14 protein-coding genes are annotated in these 15,019 nt (G+C 68.8%); 6 read left to right on the top strand and 8 right to left on the bottom strand.

The genetic code is table 11. The annotated features are described in order from the left end of the window. Positions 1-39: 39 nt before the first annotated feature. Positions 40-948, bottom strand: coding sequence for a LysR family transcriptional regulator (locus BCY78_RS04695; RefSeq protein WP_068298525.1), 909 nt, complete (start codon positions 946-948; stop codon positions 40-42). Positions 949-1,137: 189 nt separating this feature from the next. Between BCY78_RS04695 and dctP the strand changes: the two genes are divergently transcribed. From dctP to BCY78_RS04670, 5 genes are read left to right on the top strand one after another with little or no spacing between them, the layout of a single operon-like run. Next, entirely contained in the window at positions 1,138-2,103 is a 966-nt protein-coding gene (gene dctP / locus BCY78_RS04690; protein ID WP_068298523.1) for a TRAP transporter substrate-binding protein DctP, read from the top strand. A 2-nt stretch (positions 2,104-2,105) separates the two neighbouring features. Beyond that, entirely contained in the window at positions 2,106-2,603 is a 498-nt protein-coding gene (locus tag BCY78_RS04685) for a TRAP transporter small permease (protein ID WP_139103081.1), read from the top strand. 9 nt (positions 2,604-2,612) lie between these two features. Further along, entirely contained in the window at positions 2,613-3,935 is a 1,323-nt protein-coding gene (locus BCY78_RS04680; RefSeq protein WP_068298521.1) for a TRAP transporter large permease subunit, read from the top strand. A 17-nt stretch (positions 3,936-3,952) separates the two neighbouring features. Beyond that, positions 3,953-6,094 (top strand): indolepyruvate ferredoxin oxidoreductase subunit alpha, encoded by a 2,142-nt coding sequence (locus tag BCY78_RS04675; RefSeq protein ID WP_068298519.1) that lies wholly within the window; start codon positions 3,953-3,955, stop codon positions 6,092-6,094. A gap of 10 nt (positions 6,095-6,104) precedes the next feature. Further along, entirely contained in the window at positions 6,105-7,643 is a 1,539-nt protein-coding gene (locus tag BCY78_RS04670; protein ID WP_068298516.1) for an indolepyruvate oxidoreductase subunit beta family protein, read from the top strand. Positions 7,644-7,646: 3 nt separating this feature from the next. Here the strand turns inward: BCY78_RS04670 and BCY78_RS04665 are convergent, their stop codons facing one another. Both BCY78_RS04665 and BCY78_RS04660 read right to left on the bottom strand, forming a co-directional pair. Further along, positions 7,647-8,786, bottom strand: a complete 1,140-nt coding sequence (locus tag BCY78_RS04665; protein ID WP_068298513.1) for an amidohydrolase — start codon at positions 8,784-8,786, stop codon at positions 7,647-7,649. Then, complete coding sequence (locus BCY78_RS04660) at positions 8,783-9,976, bottom strand: diaminopropionate ammonia-lyase (protein ID WP_068298509.1); 1,194 nt, start codon at positions 9,974-9,976, stop codon at positions 8,783-8,785. Before BCY78_RS04660 ends, BCY78_RS04665 begins: the two co-directional genes overlap by 4 nt. Positions 9,977-10,063: 87 nt before the next feature. Here BCY78_RS04660 and BCY78_RS04655 point away from each other — a divergent pair, with 87 nt between their 5' ends. After that, the gene (locus BCY78_RS04655) at positions 10,064-10,525 is read left to right on the top strand and encodes an Lrp/AsnC family transcriptional regulator (protein ID WP_068298506.1); all 462 of its coding nucleotides are present in this window, start codon (positions 10,064-10,066) and stop codon (positions 10,523-10,525) included. A 2-nt stretch (positions 10,526-10,527) separates the two neighbouring features. Here the strand turns inward: BCY78_RS04655 and BCY78_RS04650 are convergent, their stop codons facing one another. From BCY78_RS04650 to BCY78_RS04630, 5 genes are read right to left on the bottom strand one after another with little or no spacing between them, the layout of a single operon-like run. Beyond that, positions 10,528-11,481, bottom strand: coding sequence for an ABC transporter substrate-binding protein (locus BCY78_RS04650; protein WP_068298505.1), 954 nt, complete (start codon positions 11,479-11,481; stop codon positions 10,528-10,530). Further along, positions 11,474-12,253: an ABC transporter ATP-binding protein gene (locus tag BCY78_RS04645; RefSeq protein WP_068298504.1), complete on the bottom strand. Its 780-nt coding sequence runs from the start codon at positions 12,251-12,253 to the stop codon at positions 11,474-11,476. The genes BCY78_RS04650 and BCY78_RS04645 overlap by 8 nt, the downstream gene beginning before the upstream one ends. Continuing rightward, entirely contained in the window at positions 12,250-13,218 is a 969-nt protein-coding gene (locus tag BCY78_RS04640; protein WP_068298502.1) for an iron chelate uptake ABC transporter family permease subunit, read from the bottom strand. The genes BCY78_RS04645 and BCY78_RS04640 overlap by 4 nt, the downstream gene beginning before the upstream one ends. After that, complete coding sequence (locus tag BCY78_RS04635; protein WP_068298499.1) at positions 13,215-14,207, bottom strand: iron ABC transporter permease; 993 nt, start codon at positions 14,205-14,207, stop codon at positions 13,215-13,217. The genes BCY78_RS04640 and BCY78_RS04635 overlap by 4 nt, the downstream gene beginning before the upstream one ends. Next, positions 14,204-15,019 (bottom strand): siderophore-interacting protein, encoded by an 816-nt coding sequence (locus BCY78_RS04630; RefSeq protein ID WP_068298492.1) that lies wholly within the window; start codon positions 15,017-15,019, stop codon positions 14,204-14,206. Before BCY78_RS04630 ends, BCY78_RS04635 begins: the two co-directional genes overlap by 4 nt.

Below are 15,019 nucleotides of genomic sequence, written 5' to 3'. Positions count from 1 at the left end.
ATGGAGGACGGGCGAAAGTTCACAGCTGTGAACTCCGCGTCAGCGCCGGCCCTCAATGTTCGCCTCAAGGATCGACAGGAATTCCCTGGCCGCGGGCGGCAAGGAACCCTTGTCGCGCCGATACAGGAACAGCTCTCGTGTCCATTCCAATTCGGGCATCGGCAGCCGGATCAACTGCCCCAACGCCACTTCACTTCGTAGCAGTGATTCCGGCATCAAGGTGACGTAATCAGCCATGTCGACGGATGCAACGGCGACGGTAATCGACCGGGTCGAGACGACGTAATCTGGGGGCGGCAACCCACGCTTACGGAACACCATCCGCAGATGGGCCGAAGCGATGCTCTCGTCGGGCACCATCACCCAGCGATAGGCGACGAGGTCTTCCAGAACCGGGGCAGGGTGCTCAAGCAGCGGATGTCCCGGCCGCAGGAACAGGTGCCAGGCGTCATAGGCGAAGTGCTGCTGGCGGACATTCACTCGGCGCGCGCCGTCAATGTCACTGCCGATGGCAAGGTCGATCTGGCCCGCGATCAGCCCGTCGATCAGCCGGTCTTCGATGGCGTCTAGGACGGTGATCTTCAGACCCGGATGACGCTCCAGCATCTCGGCCATCGCGCGCTTCAGATAGGGGTTCACCGCGCCCGCCACGCAGCCGATCCGCAAGGTGCCTGTGGTCAGGGTCGAGAGGCTGCGCTGCTCCTCCATCACCGCTTCCCAATCGGCCAGCAGCAATTCGGCGCGGGGGAGGAAAGCCTGCCCATGCACGGTCAGCACCATGCCCGTCGGGTGGCGCTCGAACAGCGGCGCGCCAACGGTGTCCTCAAGATTCCGGATGATCCGGCTAAGCGCGGGTTGGGTGATGTGCATCTGCTCGGCGGCCCGCCCGAGGCTGTGCAGCGTGGCGACATGGACGAAGGCCGTGAGGTGGCGGTGATTGAAGCTCATAACAAAACGGCATGGGTTCGACTGATATCAGCATTGGCATATTCCCGGTCTCACTGGAAGTCTGAGGGGGCGCATCCCGCAAAATATGACGATTGCACGGATCAAAGCGCCTAGCCCTATCACCGTACCGATGTCTGGAGGGGAGCCAGCTCAGTATTTTTCGTGATGGGTAGCCACAGGGAGGATACCATGAAGACGACGTTCGCATTCGCGACGGCTGCGTGCCTGTTCGCCATGCCCGCTTTCGCGCAGACCAGTTTGCGCGTGGTGACCGCGTTCCCACAGGGGACCATGCAGAATATCCCGCTCACCGCCTTCATCGATCATGTGAACGAGACCTGCACCGACAGTGTCTCGCTACAGCTGGTCGGTGGCCCGGAAGCCATCCCGACCTTCGAGTTGGGCGAGGCCGTGCGCAGGGGCGTGGTCGATGTTGGCTTCAGCTCGCAGAGCTTCTACACCTCGGTTGCGCCCGATGCCTCGGCGATCCGGCTGTCCACGAACACGGTGGCCGAACAGCGCGAGAATGGTGGCTGGGAGCTGCTGAACCAGATCCACAACGAGCGCATGAACGCGTGGTATCTGGCGCGCACGTCAGAGGACATTCCGTTCCACCTCTATCTGACCGAAGAGGCGAATCCGCTGGATCTGACCGGCGTCACCCTGCGCATCGCGCCGGTCTATCGCGCCTTCTTCGAGGACCTGGGTGCGACCACCGTGCAGATCCCGCCGGCCGAGGTCTATCCGGCTCTGGAGCGGGGCGTGGTGCAGGGGCTCGGTTGGACCAGCCTCGGGCTGTTCGATCAGGGCTGGGACCAACACATCCGCTACCGGGTCGAGCCTGCCTTCTACCGCTCGGACACCAACGTTCTGATCAACCTCGATCGCTGGAACGGCCTCGATGCGGCGGCGCAGGAATGCCTGACCGACGCCGGGATCTGGATCGAAGGGCAGGGGGGTGTGCTGGTCGATCTGCAGGCCGAGGAGCTGCAGCGTCAGGCCGATGCTGGGGTGCAGGTCATCACCTTGGAGGGCGAGCAGCGGGCTGAATTCCTGCGCCGCGCCTCGGACGCGGGCTGGGCGGAGCTGGAACGCCTGCAGCCTGAGCATGTCACCGAGCTGCGGGCGCTTCTGGCCCCTGAGGCCACGCAGTGACGGTGACCCCGTTGCTTCGGCTGCATGATGCCATCCTGAAGGGCGCCGCCGTGATCGGCGCCCTGATCCTGGCGCTTTCGGTCGCGGTGACGGCGGGGGCGGTGCTGGGCCGGATGGTCGGCTGGAGAGTCTTCGCCTGGCATGTCGATGCCGTGGAGCTGGGGCTGGTGCTGTCGACCTTCCTGCTGGCGCCCTGGGTGCTGGCGAAAGGGGCCCATGTGCGGGTGGACATCGTCCTGCACCTGCTTCCTGCTAGAATTTCGGGAATTGTCGAAAGACTAGCTTGGGGCTGGGGAGCGCTGCTGTGCGGCTTCCTCGGCTGGCTCGCCGTGGACGAGCTTCTGAGCGCGGCGCAGCGGGGCACGCTGTTCATCCGCGCCTTCGTGATCCCCGAATGGTGGATCCTCACCGTGGTCCCCTATTGCTTCGTCGCCCTCTGCATCGAGCTGATGCTGCGCGCGGCCGGAGCGCGGCGGGGCGACGAACGCGCGGCGATCTGAGGACCGGCAATGGAATGGTACTGGGCACTGACGCTCCTTCTGGGGCTGGCGACCGCGCTGATGATGACCGGGCTACCGGTGGCGCTGGTGTTTCTCAGCGTGAACATCCTCGGTGGGATGCTGTTTCTCGGCGGCTTCTCGGGCCTCGGGCTCATGGTCCGCAACGGGGTGCAATCCTTGCAGAACTACTCGCTGGCGCCGATCCCGATGTTCATTCTGATGGGCGAGGTGATGCTGCACACCGGCATGGCCGGCGCCGCCATCGCCGCGGTCGAGCGGCTGATCCGGCGCGTGCCGGGGCGGATGCCGATCGTCTCGGTGGTCTCGGGGACGATGTTCGCCGCGCTTTCGGGTTCGTCGATGGCGAATACCGCGATGCTGGGCAGCACGCTTCTGCCGCAGATGCTGCGGCAGGGCTATGCGCCGCAGCTGGCGATCGGCCCGATCGTCGCGGTCGGCGGCATCGCCATCCTGATCCCGCCCTCAGCGCTGGCGGTGCTGCTGGGCAGTCTGGCCCGCATGTCGATCTCCGAACTGCTGATCGCCGGCATCGTGCCCGCGCTGATCATGGCTTTGCTGTTCGTGGCCTATATCATCGTCCGCTCGATGATGGGCGGCGATGCGAAGGCCCCGGACACCATGGCAACCGGCGAGAGCCTCGGCCGACGCCTCTGGCCCTTCCTGCGTGATGTGGTACCGCTTTTCGGCATCTTCCTTGCGGTGGTCGGCAGCCTGCTCGGCGGGATCGCCACGCCGACGGAATCGGCGGCGGTGGGGGTGGCGGCCTCGGTCCTCGCGGCACTGCTGTACCGCCGGCTGAGCTGGGCAAACCTCGCCCATTCGGTGATGCAGGCGGCCAAGATCTCGGGGATGCTGCTGTTCATCATCGTCGGCTCGACCACTTTCTCGCAGATCCTCGCGTTTTCCGGCGCGGCCTCGGGTCTTCTGCGCATCCTCACCGCGCTGGAGCTGACGCCGCTGCAGGTGATCCTGATCGTCGTCGCGGTGCTGCTCGTGCTCGGCTGCTTCATCGATCAGGTGTCGATGATGATGATCAGCCTGCCCTTCTTCATCCCGATGGCGCAGGCGGTGGGGGTCGATCTGATCTGGCTGGGCCTCGTGTACCTGCTGTGTCTGGAGATCGCGCTGATCACCCCGCCCTTCGGCCTGCTGTTGTTCGTGATGAAGGGCGTGGCCCCGCCCGAGATCACGCTCGGCCGCATCACCCTCTCCGTCCTGCCGTTTCTCGGCATCCAGCTGGCCGTTCTCGCGCTGATCGTGGTCTGGCCCGGGTCCGCGCTGTGGCTGCCGGACCTCATGTTCTCGCGCTGATCTGAAAGGAGCCCGCCATGGCCGAACGATCATTTGCCAAGGAAGTCGAACAGCTCAGGATCGGCGCCGGACAGGAGTTCCGCGGCGAGGGGATCCTCGGCATCACCAAGGCGCTGCTGGAATGCGGCGTGGGTTACGTCGGGGGCTATCAGGGCGCGCCGATCAGCCATCTGATGGATGTGCTGGCCGATGCGCAGGACATCCTCGGCGAATTGGGCGTCCGGTTCGAGGCCAATGCCTCCGAGGCCGCGGCGACGGCGATGCTGGCGGCTTCGGTGCATTACCCGATCCGCGGAGCGGTGGCCTTCAAAGGGCCGGTCGGCGTCAACGTCGCCTCGGACGCGCTGGCCAACCTCGCTTCGGGCGGGGTGACCGGGGGCGCGATGATGATCGTCGGCGAGGATTACGGCGAAGGCTCGGCCATCATGCAGGAGCGCAGCCACGCCTTCGCGATGAAGTCGCAGGTCTGGCTTCTGGACCCGCGGCCGAACTTGCCGTCGATGACCAAGGCCGTGCGCGACGGCTTCGCGCTGTCCGAGGCGACCGAGACCCCGGTGATCCTGCAGCTGCGCATCCGCGCCTGCCATGTTCACGGCGCCTTCGAAGCCCGCGACAACCAGCGTCCGCCGTTGTCGGTGGCCGAGGCGCTGAAGGCCCCGCGCCGCTCGACCGAGCGGCTGGCGATGCCGCCCTTCGCCTTCCGGCACGAGCAGGAGAAGGTCTCGAAACGCTGGCCCCGCGCCGTCGAGTTCATCGAGGCGAATGGTCTGAACGAAATCATGGGCCCCGCCGAGGGCAAGGTCGGCCTTGTCCTGCAAGGCGGCATGTACAACACCGTGCTGCGCGCGCTGCGCCGGCTGGGGTTGGCCGATCTGCAGGGCAACAGCCGCATCCCGCTCTATGTGCTGAACGTGACCTATCCGCTGGCCGAGGCCGAGTTCCTGTCCTTCTGCGCCGGCAAGGATGCCGTGCTGGTGATCGAGGAGGGCCAACCCAATTACATCGAGCAATCGCTCGCCCATATGGTCCATCGCGCCGGGCTGCCGACGCGGGTGCAGGGCAAGGGGCATCTGCCGATGGCGGGCGAATACCAGCCCTCGGTGATGCTGGAGGGGCTGACCGGCTTCCTGTCCGAACACGGCATCGCTGCCGCCGATCCGCGCCACCGCGCGCCCAACGACACGGCCCGCCCGCCGCTGCCCGACCTCACGCCGCATGTGCCGCTGCGCACGCCGAGCTTCTGCACCGGCTGTCCCGAACGGCCGATCTTCGCAGCGATGAAGATCGTCGATCAGCAGATCGGCCCGCATCAGATCGCCTGCGATATCGGTTGCCACCTGTTCTCGATCCTGCCGCCCTTCGATCTGGGGGGCACGACGATGGGCTTCGGCCTTGGGCCTGCGTCGAACGGGGCCTTTGATGGCGGCGGCGAGCGGCGGCCGATCTCGGTCATCGGCGACGGCGGCTTCTGGCACAACGGCCTCGCCAGCTCGATCGGCAACGCCGTCTACAACAATTCGGACGGCGTGATCGTCATCGTCGACAATTACTACACCGCGGCCACCGGCGGGCAGGACATCCTGTCCTCGCGGGCCGAGAACCGCTCGAAGATCACCGACAATTCCATCGCCGGCGCGGTGCGCGGCGTCGGCGTCAAATGGGTGCGCGAGATCGACCGGACCTATGACGTGACCAAGGTGCGCGACACGCTGACCGAGGCCCTGACCACGCCCGAGACCGGGCCCAAGGTGATCATCGCCTCGTCCGAATGCATGCTGAACCGCCAGCGGCGGGAACGCCCGCAGCGCAATGCCGCGATCAAGGAGGGCAAACGCACCGTGGTGCCGAAATTCGGCGTTGATGAGGATGTCTGCACCGGCGATCACGCCTGCATGCGGCTTTCGGGCTGTCCGTCGCTGACGATGAAGGCGCTCGATGATCCCCTGCGCGATGATCCGGTCGCCTCGATCGACGAAAGCTGCGTCGGTTGCGGCAATTGCGGCGAGGTCGCGGATGCGGCGGTGCTGTGCCCGTCCTTCTATCAGGTCGACCTCGTGCACAATCCGGGCCGGGCCGAGGCCTGGATCGCCCGCCACTCCGCCCGCCTGATCGCCGCGCTGCAACGCCGCCGCGCCGCCCGCCGCCTGATCCTGAGCTGAAAGCCGTCCGATGACCGAACATCCCCTGTCCCTGACCAATTTCCAGCCCGATGCCGACGGGCTCATCACCCTCGCCATCCTCGCGGTGGGAGGGCAGGGGGGTGGTCAGCTCACCGACTGGATCGTCGAACTGGCCGAGGCCAACGGCTACCGCGCGCAGAGCACTTCGGTGCCCGGCGTGGCGCAGCGCACCGGGGCCACGGTCTACTACATCGAGATGGCGCCCGATCGCGGCGGCGCGCCGGTCTTCGCGCTGATGCCGGCGCCGGGCGATCTGGACATCGTCATCGCCGCCGAGCTGATGGAGGCCGGCCGCGCCGTGACCCGCGGCTTCGTCACGCCCCTGCGCACGACGCTGATCGCCTCGACCCACCGCGTGCTGGCGATTTCGGAAAAGCTGGTGCCGGGTGATGGCCGCTTGGAAGGCGCGCCGGTGATGGACGCTCTGGAGGCCGCGGCCAACCGCTGCGTCGCCCTCGATCTGCAGCGCATGGCGCAGGAGACGGGCAGCCATATCACCGCATGCCTTCTGGGCGCGCTGGCCGGATCGGGTGTGCTACCCTTCCCGCGCGAGGCGTTCGAGGCGGTGGTCCGTGGCTCCGGTCGCGGCGTGCAGGCCAGCCTCATGGCCTTCGCCCGCGCCTATGACGGCGCGCAGAAAGGCGAGCCGCCGCATGCCGCGACCGCAGAACCGCCGCGCCCGGCGATCCGCGGCCCCGAGGCCCTGCAGCGCCGCTATCAGGCCCTCACCGCGCGGCTGGCGGCCTTGCCCGAGCCGGTGCGCGCTCTCGCCGGGCCGGGGCTAGAGAAGGTCGTCGATTATCAGGATCTGGCCTATGGTGCCGCCTATCTCGACCGGGTCGAGGCGGCGGTCGCCAAGGACAGCGCGGCCCGCGACTGGGCCTATGCCACCGCGCTGGCCAAGCATCTCGCCAATGCTTTGTGCTATGACGACATCATCCGCGTCGCCGATCTGAAAACCCGCGCGGCCCGCTTTGGTCGCGTCGGCGCGCAGGCGCAGGCCAGTCCCGGCGATGTGCTGGCGGTCACCGAATACATGCATCCGCGCGGGGCCGAGATCTGCGGGTTGATGCCGCGCGGCCTTGGCCGACGGGTCGAGACCTCGCCGCGTCTGTCGCACTGGCTCGACCGGGCGGTGAACAAGGGTCGACGCTATCGCAGCGACCGACTGCCCGCGTTTCTCATGCTGCACGCGCTGGCCGGGATGCGGCCTTGGCGGCGGCGCCTGTGGCGCGACGAGACCGAGACTCAGCACCGCGAGGCGTGGCTCGCCTTGGCGGACGGGCGGCTCGCGCAGGATTACGACCTCGCGGTGCAGACGCTGATCGCGCGCCGGCTGATCAAAGGCTATTCCGACACCCACAGTCGGGGGCTTGGCAAGTTCGACCTCGTGCTCAAAGGCATGGCGCTGGTCGAGGGCCGGGCGGATGCCGCCGACTGGGCGCGCCGTCTGATCACGGCGGCCCTTGGCGATGCTGAAGGCGAGGCGCTGCGCGGCACCCTGGCGACGATCCGCAGCTTTGCCTGACGCCTAGGCCAAAGGCAGCCGAGCCCGGGCGATGGCGACATGGACCTGCGTGCCATGCATCAGCGCCGCGTCGTTGAAATCGTAGGCGGGGTTGTGAAGCGGAGCGGAGCCCTCGCCGTTGCCGATGAAGGCGAAGCAGCCGGGCACATGGGCGAGGAGCTGCGCGAAATCCTCGGACGCGGTCATCGGCGCGGGCATGGTGTGGACACCCTGCGAGACGGGCGCGGCGGCCTCGAGCACCGCCTCGCTCAGGGCTGCGTCATTCACCAGCGGCACGAATTCGCGGGCATAGCGGACCTCGGCCTGTAGGTCGTGCTGTTGGGCCAGACCGGCCGCGATCCGGCGCATCTCGGCTTCGATCCGGGCCGAAACCTCGGGGCGGAAGCTGCGCGCATCGCCGAGGACTCGGGCCGTTCCGGGCAGGGCGTTGCGGGTGCCGTCGGTCAGCAGTTCCGTCACCGAAACCACCGCCACATCCGCGGGATCGAGTTTCCGCGCGACGATGCTCTGCAGGTCCAGCACCAGCGCGCAGGCGGGAGTCATCACCTCGCGCGTGGCATGGGGCCGGGCGGCATGACCGCCAAGGCCGGTGAGCGTGATCTCGAAGATGTCCTCGGCCGACATGAGGGCGCCGGCGCGGGTTTCCAGATGGCCGACGGGCAGGCCGGGCGCGTTGTGAAGGCCGTAGATCTCGTCCATCGGGAAGCGGTCGAAGAGCCCGTCGCGGATCATCGCCAACGCGCCTTGGCCCCATTCCTCGGCCGGCTGGAAGATCAGGTGGATCGTCCCGTCGAACCCTCCGTCCTCGGCCAGTGTCTTCGCCGCACCAAGCAGCATCGCGACATGCCCGTCATGCCCGCAGGCATGCATCGCGCCGGGATTGGTCGAGGCCCAGTCGCGCCCCGGCACCTCGGGGATGCGCAGGGCGTCCATGTCGGCGCGCAAGCCGATCGCCCGGTTCGAGCCGCCGCGCCGGAGCGTGCCGACCACGCCGGTGCCGCCGATCCCCTCGGTGACCTCAAGCCCGAACCGGCGCAGCGTCTCCGCGACGAAGCGGGCGGTACGCTGTTCTTCGAAGCCGAATTCGGGATGGCGATGCAGGTCGCGGCGCCAATGGGTCATCAGGGTTTGCAGGTCGCTCATGCCGCGCCCTCCCGCACGGCCTTCGGCGCGAGGCCGGTCAGGCGTTCATAGACGGCGGGGTCGGTTGCGCCCTCGGTATTGATGACCAGCACCCGCGCCTTTGCCCCGAGGCCAATGCGCGCGGCAAGCGCGGGGTCCTGCAGCACCGCGATGACCCCGGCCAGCCCGACTCCACCGCTTTCGCCCGCCACCACGGCGGGGTCGCCGGGCAGGGGCCGCGCGAGGCGACGCATGACGGCGGGGGCCGCGTCCTCGGGCAGGTCCATGAAGCCATCGGCCACGCGTTCGAGAATCCGAAACGCGCTGAGCGAGGGCTCGTAGCATTCAAGCATCGCCATCACCGTCGCCGCACCTTCGGCCACCTTGACCGCGCGACCGGCCTGCGCGCTGGCCAACAGGCAGGCGGCGCGTTCGGGTTCGACCACGGTGACATGCGGCCGGGCCTCGCCCAGACGGACGGCCAGATGCCCCGCCACCGCCGCCGCGAAACCGCCGACGCCGGCTTGCAGGAAGACATGCGTGGGCGGCTCGGGCAGTTGCGCCAGTGCCTCAGTCACGAGGGCGGTGTAGCCCTGCATCACTAGCCCCGGAATGCGCTCATAGCCGGGCCAGGAGGTATCTGACAACACGGTCCATCCCTCGGCCTCGGCGACGCGGGCGGCTTCGGCAACGGACTCGTCGTAGTTGCCCTCGACCCGGATGATCCGGGCGCCGAAACTCGCGATGGCGTCGATCCGGCCTTGGCTGACGCCGGAATGCACGAAAATCACCGACGAAGCGCCGACCAGTTGTGCGCCCTGTGCAACAGACCGGCCGTGGTTGCCGTCCGTGGCGCAGGCGAAGGTCAGCCCCTGTGCAATGGCGCTTATCTCGGGCGAGAGCAGTTCGTCGGGCGCGACCGGGCGGCCGAGTTCGGCCTCGGCGGCCTCCTGCACCAGCCGCATCACCGCATAGGCCCCGCCGAGCGCCTTGAAACTACCCAGCCCCAGACGCTGGCCTTCGTCCTTCAGATGCAGCATCCCGAGGCCCAGTTCACGGGCCAAGGCGGGCAGGGCGTGCAGCGGCGTCGCGCCTCCATCGCGCAGGGCGAGGAAACGGCTGACCTCGGCCGCGGCCTCTGTCCCGAGGAGGGTGGCATCCTCCGGTGTCAGCGGCTCGCGGTGGAGGGGGAGGGGGTTCGGCAAATACATCGGCATCTCCTGTCTTGCCGCAAGAATAGGCCAACAGCCGCGAAAAAGGCGCTGCATTTACCCTCGGTTCGTGCAAGTTTCTTGCACATGACCCCGCTCGATTCCTTCGATCTCGCCATCCTACGCATCCTGCAGCAGGACAACAGCACCCCGCATAGGTTGATCGGCGAGGCGGTGAACCTTTCCGCGCCCTCGGTCCAGCGGCGCAGCCGGCGGATGGAGGCCGAGGGTGTGATTGCCGCCAATGTCGCGCGGCTGGATCCGGCCAAGGTCGGGCTGCCGCTGACGATCTTCGTGCAGGTGGAGCTGGTCAGCGAGACGCCCGAAGACATCGACCGCATGAAAAGCCTGTTCCGCGAGGCGCCCGAGGTGCAGCAATGCTTCTACGTCATTGGCGAGGCGGATTTCACGCTGGTCGTCGTCACCGACAGCATGGCGAGCTACGAGGATTTCACCCGCCGTTGCTTCTTCGCCGGCGGCAATGTGCGCAAGTTCCGCACCTACGTCGCCATGGACGCGGTCAAGACCGGGATGGCGCTGAACCTTTGATCTCAGCGGCAGGCCGGATGGGCGGCCAGCAGATTGGTCAGCGCGGGGACAAGCCGGTCCAGCGCCCAAGGGATCGACAGGGGCGAGGGGGCCGAGGTGGCCATGACGGACCCCCGGTCCAGCAACGGCAAGACGCAGCCACGCGCGACCGGGCCGAAGGCGGCAAAGACCGGATGGGCGGAGAGGTCGGCCAGTTCCTCGGGCCCCGATTGCCACAGGATCAGCAGGTCGGCGTCCAGTCGTGATAGGGCCTCGAACCCCAGCGTGACCTGAAACCCCGCGCCGGGTGCCTCGGCCAGATCCGGGGCCAACGTCAGGCCCAACGCCTCCAGCAGTTGCACCCTTGGGTCGTCGCCCCGGTGCAGGCTGATCGTCCCGGCCGAGGGATTGCCCGAGCCGATGAGGAAAGTCAGCCCGGCGAAGTCTGGCCGGGCGGCGGCGGCGAGGCGTTCCTCGGTTCGGGCGATCAGCGCCTCGGCCTGCGCGGGCCGGCCCAGCACGTCGCCCAGCTGCCGCGTCACGCCTTGCCAGCTGCCGGTCCAGGGCGCGCCGGTCCAGCCCAGCGTCGGGGCGATCTGGCTTAACCGGGCATAGTCTCGCGGGGTGATCCCGCTCATCGGCGCGAGGATCGCATCGGGGTGATGGGTGAGCAGCGCCTCGAAGGACAGGTAGCCATCGTCGACCAAGGGCGGCACGGGCCAGCCTCGGGCGTCCAGCGCCTCGGTCATCCAAGGCATCAACCCGTTGGCATCGCCGCCCCAGCTCTGACGGGGCAGGGCGACGGGCTGCATTCCCAGCGCGACCAGCACGTCGGGGGTGATCCAGCCCAGCGGCAACACCCTCTCGGGCGGGGCCTCCAGCGCCAAGGTCCCCAAGCCGTGGGGAAGGCGCAGCGGGAAGTCCGCCAGCGCGGGCGAGGCGAGAAAGGTCATCAGGGCGAGCAACAGGCTACGCATGCGGGACCACCATCGGTGCGCCGGTCAGCGGATCAGGGGTGATCACGCAGGGCAGGTCAAACACCGCCTCGATCAGGGCGGGGGTCACGGTCTGGCTCGGCGCGCCCTCGGCCATCAGGCGCCCGTCGCGCAGCGCCACGAGGTGGTCGGCATAGCGGAAGGCGTGGTTCAGCTCGTGCAGGACAGCCACGATGGTCCGCCCCTCCCGCGCAAGCTGCGCCAGCAGGGTCATCAGCTCCACCTGATGGGCGATGTCCAGCCATGTGGTCGGCTCGTCCAGCAGGATCACCTGCGTGTCCTGCGCGAGGACCATGGCGATCCACACCCGCTGGCGTTGCCCGCCCGAGAGGTCCGCCATCCGCCGTGTCGCCAGATCGGTGATCTGCAGCCGCGCCATAGCCTGTTCGACCGCCGTCGCATCCCCGGCCGAGGCCGGGCGCAGCAGCGTCTGATGCGGATAGCGGCCGCGCGCCACGAGGTCACGCACGGTGATCCCATCGGGTGCGATCGGGTTTTGCGGCAGCAGCGCCACCTGCCGAGCCATCTGTCGCGGCGCGATCCGCTCCAGCGGTTGACCGTGGAGCAGGACGCGGCCCCGGTGCGGCGTCAGCAGCCGCGCCAGCGCGCGCAGCAGGGTGGATTTCCCGCAGGCATTGGGCCCGACGATGGCGGTGAACTGCCCGCCCGGCAGGCGCAGGGACAGGTCGTGCAGGACCGTCTTGCCATCATAGCCCAGCACAAGGCCCTCGGCGATCAGCGGGGTGTCGGTCATTTCCGGGCCTCCAGTCTGAGAAGGGCCAGCAGGTAGACCCCGCCCAACACCAAGGTGACGACCCCCACGGGGATCTGCCGCGCGCCGGGCAGCCCCTGCGCGGCCACGAGATCCGCCAGCGCCAGCAGCAGCGCCCCGGTCAGCGCGGCGGGCAGGAAGGCCGCGCCCGACGCGCCGGTCAGCCGACGGCCGATCTGCGGTGCGGCAAGGGCGACGAAGGCGATCGGCCCGGCCGTTGCAGTGGCCAGCGCGGTCAGCACCACGCCAAGCCCCAGCCCGCAAAGACGCACCAAGGCCACCGGCACGCCCTGCGCGCGGGACAGGTCATCGCCGAGCTCCAACTGCCGCAATGGACGGGCCAGTAGGGTCACGCCAAGCGCCAGCACGGGCAGCGCCAGTGCCATCGGTCCCAACTGCGCCAGCGTCGCGCCGTTGAGGCTGCCCGCGCCCCATGTCGCCGCGCCCATCGCCACCTCCAACCGCGCGGTCATCAGCAGCCAGGTGTTCGCCGCCGTCGCCATGGCGCTGACCCCGATGCCGACCAGCACCAGCCGCGTCCCGTGCAGACCGCCGCGCCATGCCAGCAGGTAGACGGCCAGCGCCGTGACCAAGCCGCCCAGCAGCGCGCCGCTCAGCACCTGCCCCCCGCCGAGGATCAGCGCCAGCAGCGCCCCGGTATAGGCGCCCGCGTTCAGGCCGATGACATCGGGACTGCCCAAGGGGTTTCGGGTGATCGACTGGAACAAGGCGCCCGCCAGCCCCAGCGCGGCGCCGGCTGTCAGGGCAAGACCCACGCGCGGCAGGCGCCAGTCGATGACCACGAGGTGCACCGGCCCTTCGGATCGCCCGGCGAGCGCGCCGAGAAGCTCGGGCAGCGAGACCGGGTAATCGCCCTGCGCCAGCGCCAGAAGTGCGACTACGGGCAGGGCGAGGCTCAGGGCCAGAAGGGGGAGGGGGCGGCTCATGCCAATCGCCCCCGTGCCAGCAGGATCAGGAAGGGCGCGCCGAGGAAGGCGGTGACGATGGAGACCGGCACCTCGCCCATCGGCAGGATCATTCGGCCCGCCAGATCGGCCAACAGCACCAGCACCGGCCCGACCAGTGCGCAGCCCAGCAGCAGCCGGGGCATGTCCGGCCCGCTCACCCGGCGCACCAGATGCGGCGCCACCAATCCGACGAAGGCCACTGGCCCGGCGATGGCGGTGGCGGTTCCGGCCAGCAGCAGGATCGCCAGCAGACCGCCCGCCCGCAGCCGCCACAGATGCGCACCGAGGGATTGCGCCAGCGCATCGCCGAGGGCGAGGGCATTCAGCGCCCGCGCGCTGCCGGCCGCCAGCATCAGGCCCAGCAGCAGAAACGGCAGGGCGAACCGGACCGAGGCCAGACTGGCGCCGCCCAGCGTTCCGGCGCTCCAGTGCCGAAGGCGGTCGAAGGCCGCGGGGTCCCACAGGGCCAGCGCCGTCGACAGCCCGGTCAGCACCGCGGCGACGGCGATGCCGGACAGGGTCAGCGTGACGGAACCGGCCTCGCGGCCCGGGGCGCTGGAGACCAGCCATCCCGCCGCGGCCCCCAGCGCCGCCCCGGCCAACGCGAACCAGATCAGGCCAGAGAGGCCGGACAATCCGAACAGGCTCGTTGCCAACAGGATCAGGAACCCGGCGCCGGCGTTGATGCCGAACAGGCCGGGATCGGCCAGCGGGTTGCGGGTCAGCGCCTGCATCAAGGCCCCGGACAGCGCCAGTGCCGCGCCGACCTCGATTGCCATCAGGCTGCGCGGCAGACGGATCGCGCGCAGGATCAGCTGCGTCTCCGAACCATCGGGCGCCGTGAGGGCGCGCCAGGCCTCGGCCGGGGCGATCACCCGGTCGCCCAGCAACAGGTTGGCCGCGAAGGCCGCGATCAAGGTCAGGCTCGCCAACAGGACGACGGTACGGAAGGGGAGGGCGCGGCTCATAGTCCCCGCGCCTCCAGCAGGGCATCGACGCGGTCGCGGATTTCCTCGGCCTCGTGCCCTGAGGACCAGAGCGCGTCGATCCGCGCGCGGGTCTCGGCATCGAGTGCGGCATAGGCGGTCTTCCAGGCCTCGGCCCGGTCGATCCAATAGGCGACGCAGGCATAGGCAGCGGGCGGCAGATCCAGCGCGCTGCGCAGATGGCGGCGGATGGCGCGGACGGTTTTCTGCTCGGCCGCGACCCAGATAAAGCCGGGGCCTTCAGGCAGAGGCCGGGCCCTGACCCGCGCGGCCAGACCACCGGGGGCGCGGCCATTGCCGCCGATGCGCCAGTCCTGCACCGATGCGGTCAGGTCCAGCCGATGCGCGGGATGGGCGATTTCCGCGATCAGGGTGGTGGGGACGTGCGGCGGTGTCTCGTCAAGGATGCGGGCGGCGGCGGGTAGACCGGCCTCGTCGCAGATCAGCCATTGCCAGCGCAGACCGCCATGCGGGGTGTGATGCCCGGTGAGCGCCCCGGCGTGCAGCTGCTGGCCGGCTTCGGCGCCCTTGGCCCAGTTGGACAGCGCGCCCGAGGATTTCAGCACCACATCGACCGCCAGATCGCCCGAGAGTGGATCGAACTGCCGCAGGCTCACCACAGCCGAGCCCGCCAGTGCGGCAGGATCGGCGCCGGGCAGCCACAGCCGCAGGTATTCGTCGGCAAATCCCGTCGAGGCCAGCCGGCCCGTCGTGACACGCAGAAACACCCGCATCATTGCGGGGCCAAGCCGCTGGCTGGCGGTCACGGTCAGACTGGCAACGGGGGCCTGCAT

It is taken from the genome of Pararhodobacter sp. CCB-MM2 (assembly GCF_001691415.1).
Lineage (GTDB): Bacteria > Pseudomonadota > Alphaproteobacteria > Rhodobacterales > Rhodobacteraceae > Pararhodobacter.
Note: the sequence above shows the minus strand (reverse complement) of the source record. Positions and strands in the feature narration are given on the sequence as shown.

What these genes read in the sequence shown, in the direction of transcription:
- BCY78_RS04635 (WP_068298499.1), bottom strand. Translation starts at nt 14,207, where the DNA reads ATGAGCCGCGCCCTCCCCTTCCGTACCGTCGTCCTGTTGGCGAGCCTG.
- BCY78_RS04665 (WP_068298513.1), bottom strand. Translation starts at nt 8,786, where the DNA reads ATGAGCGACCTGCAAACCCTGATGACCCATTGGCGCCGCGACCTGCAT.
- BCY78_RS04655 (WP_068298506.1), top strand. Translation starts at nt 10,064, where the DNA reads ATGACCCCGCTCGATTCCTTCGATCTCGCCATCCTACGCATCCTGCAG.
- BCY78_RS04675 (WP_068298519.1), top strand. Translation starts at nt 3,953, where the DNA reads ATGGCCGAACGATCATTTGCCAAGGAAGTCGAACAGCTCAGGATCGGC.
- BCY78_RS04645 (WP_068298504.1), bottom strand. Translation starts at nt 12,253, where the DNA reads ATGACCGACACCCCGCTGATCGCCGAGGGCCTTGTGCTGGGCTATGAT.
- BCY78_RS04660 (WP_068298509.1), bottom strand. Translation starts at nt 9,976, where the DNA reads ATGTATTTGCCGAACCCCCTCCCCCTCCACCGCGAGCCGCTGACACCG.
- BCY78_RS04640 (WP_068298502.1), bottom strand. Translation starts at nt 13,218, where the DNA reads ATGAGCCGCCCCCTCCCCCTTCTGGCCCTGAGCCTCGCCCTGCCCGTA.
- BCY78_RS04630 (WP_068298492.1), bottom strand. Translation starts at nt 15,019, where the DNA reads ATGCAGGCCCCCGTTGCCAGTCTGACCGTGACCGCCAGCCAGCGGCTT.
- BCY78_RS04670 (WP_068298516.1), top strand. Translation starts at nt 6,105, where the DNA reads ATGACCGAACATCCCCTGTCCCTGACCAATTTCCAGCCCGATGCCGAC.
- BCY78_RS04680 (WP_068298521.1), top strand. Translation starts at nt 2,613, where the DNA reads ATGGAATGGTACTGGGCACTGACGCTCCTTCTGGGGCTGGCGACCGCG.
- BCY78_RS04695 (WP_068298525.1), bottom strand. Translation starts at nt 948, where the DNA reads ATGAGCTTCAATCACCGCCACCTCACGGCCTTCGTCCATGTCGCCACG.
- BCY78_RS04650 (WP_068298505.1), bottom strand. Translation starts at nt 11,481, where the DNA reads ATGCGTAGCCTGTTGCTCGCCCTGATGACCTTTCTCGCCTCGCCCGCG.
- dctP (WP_068298523.1), top strand. Translation starts at nt 1,138, where the DNA reads ATGAAGACGACGTTCGCATTCGCGACGGCTGCGTGCCTGTTCGCCATG.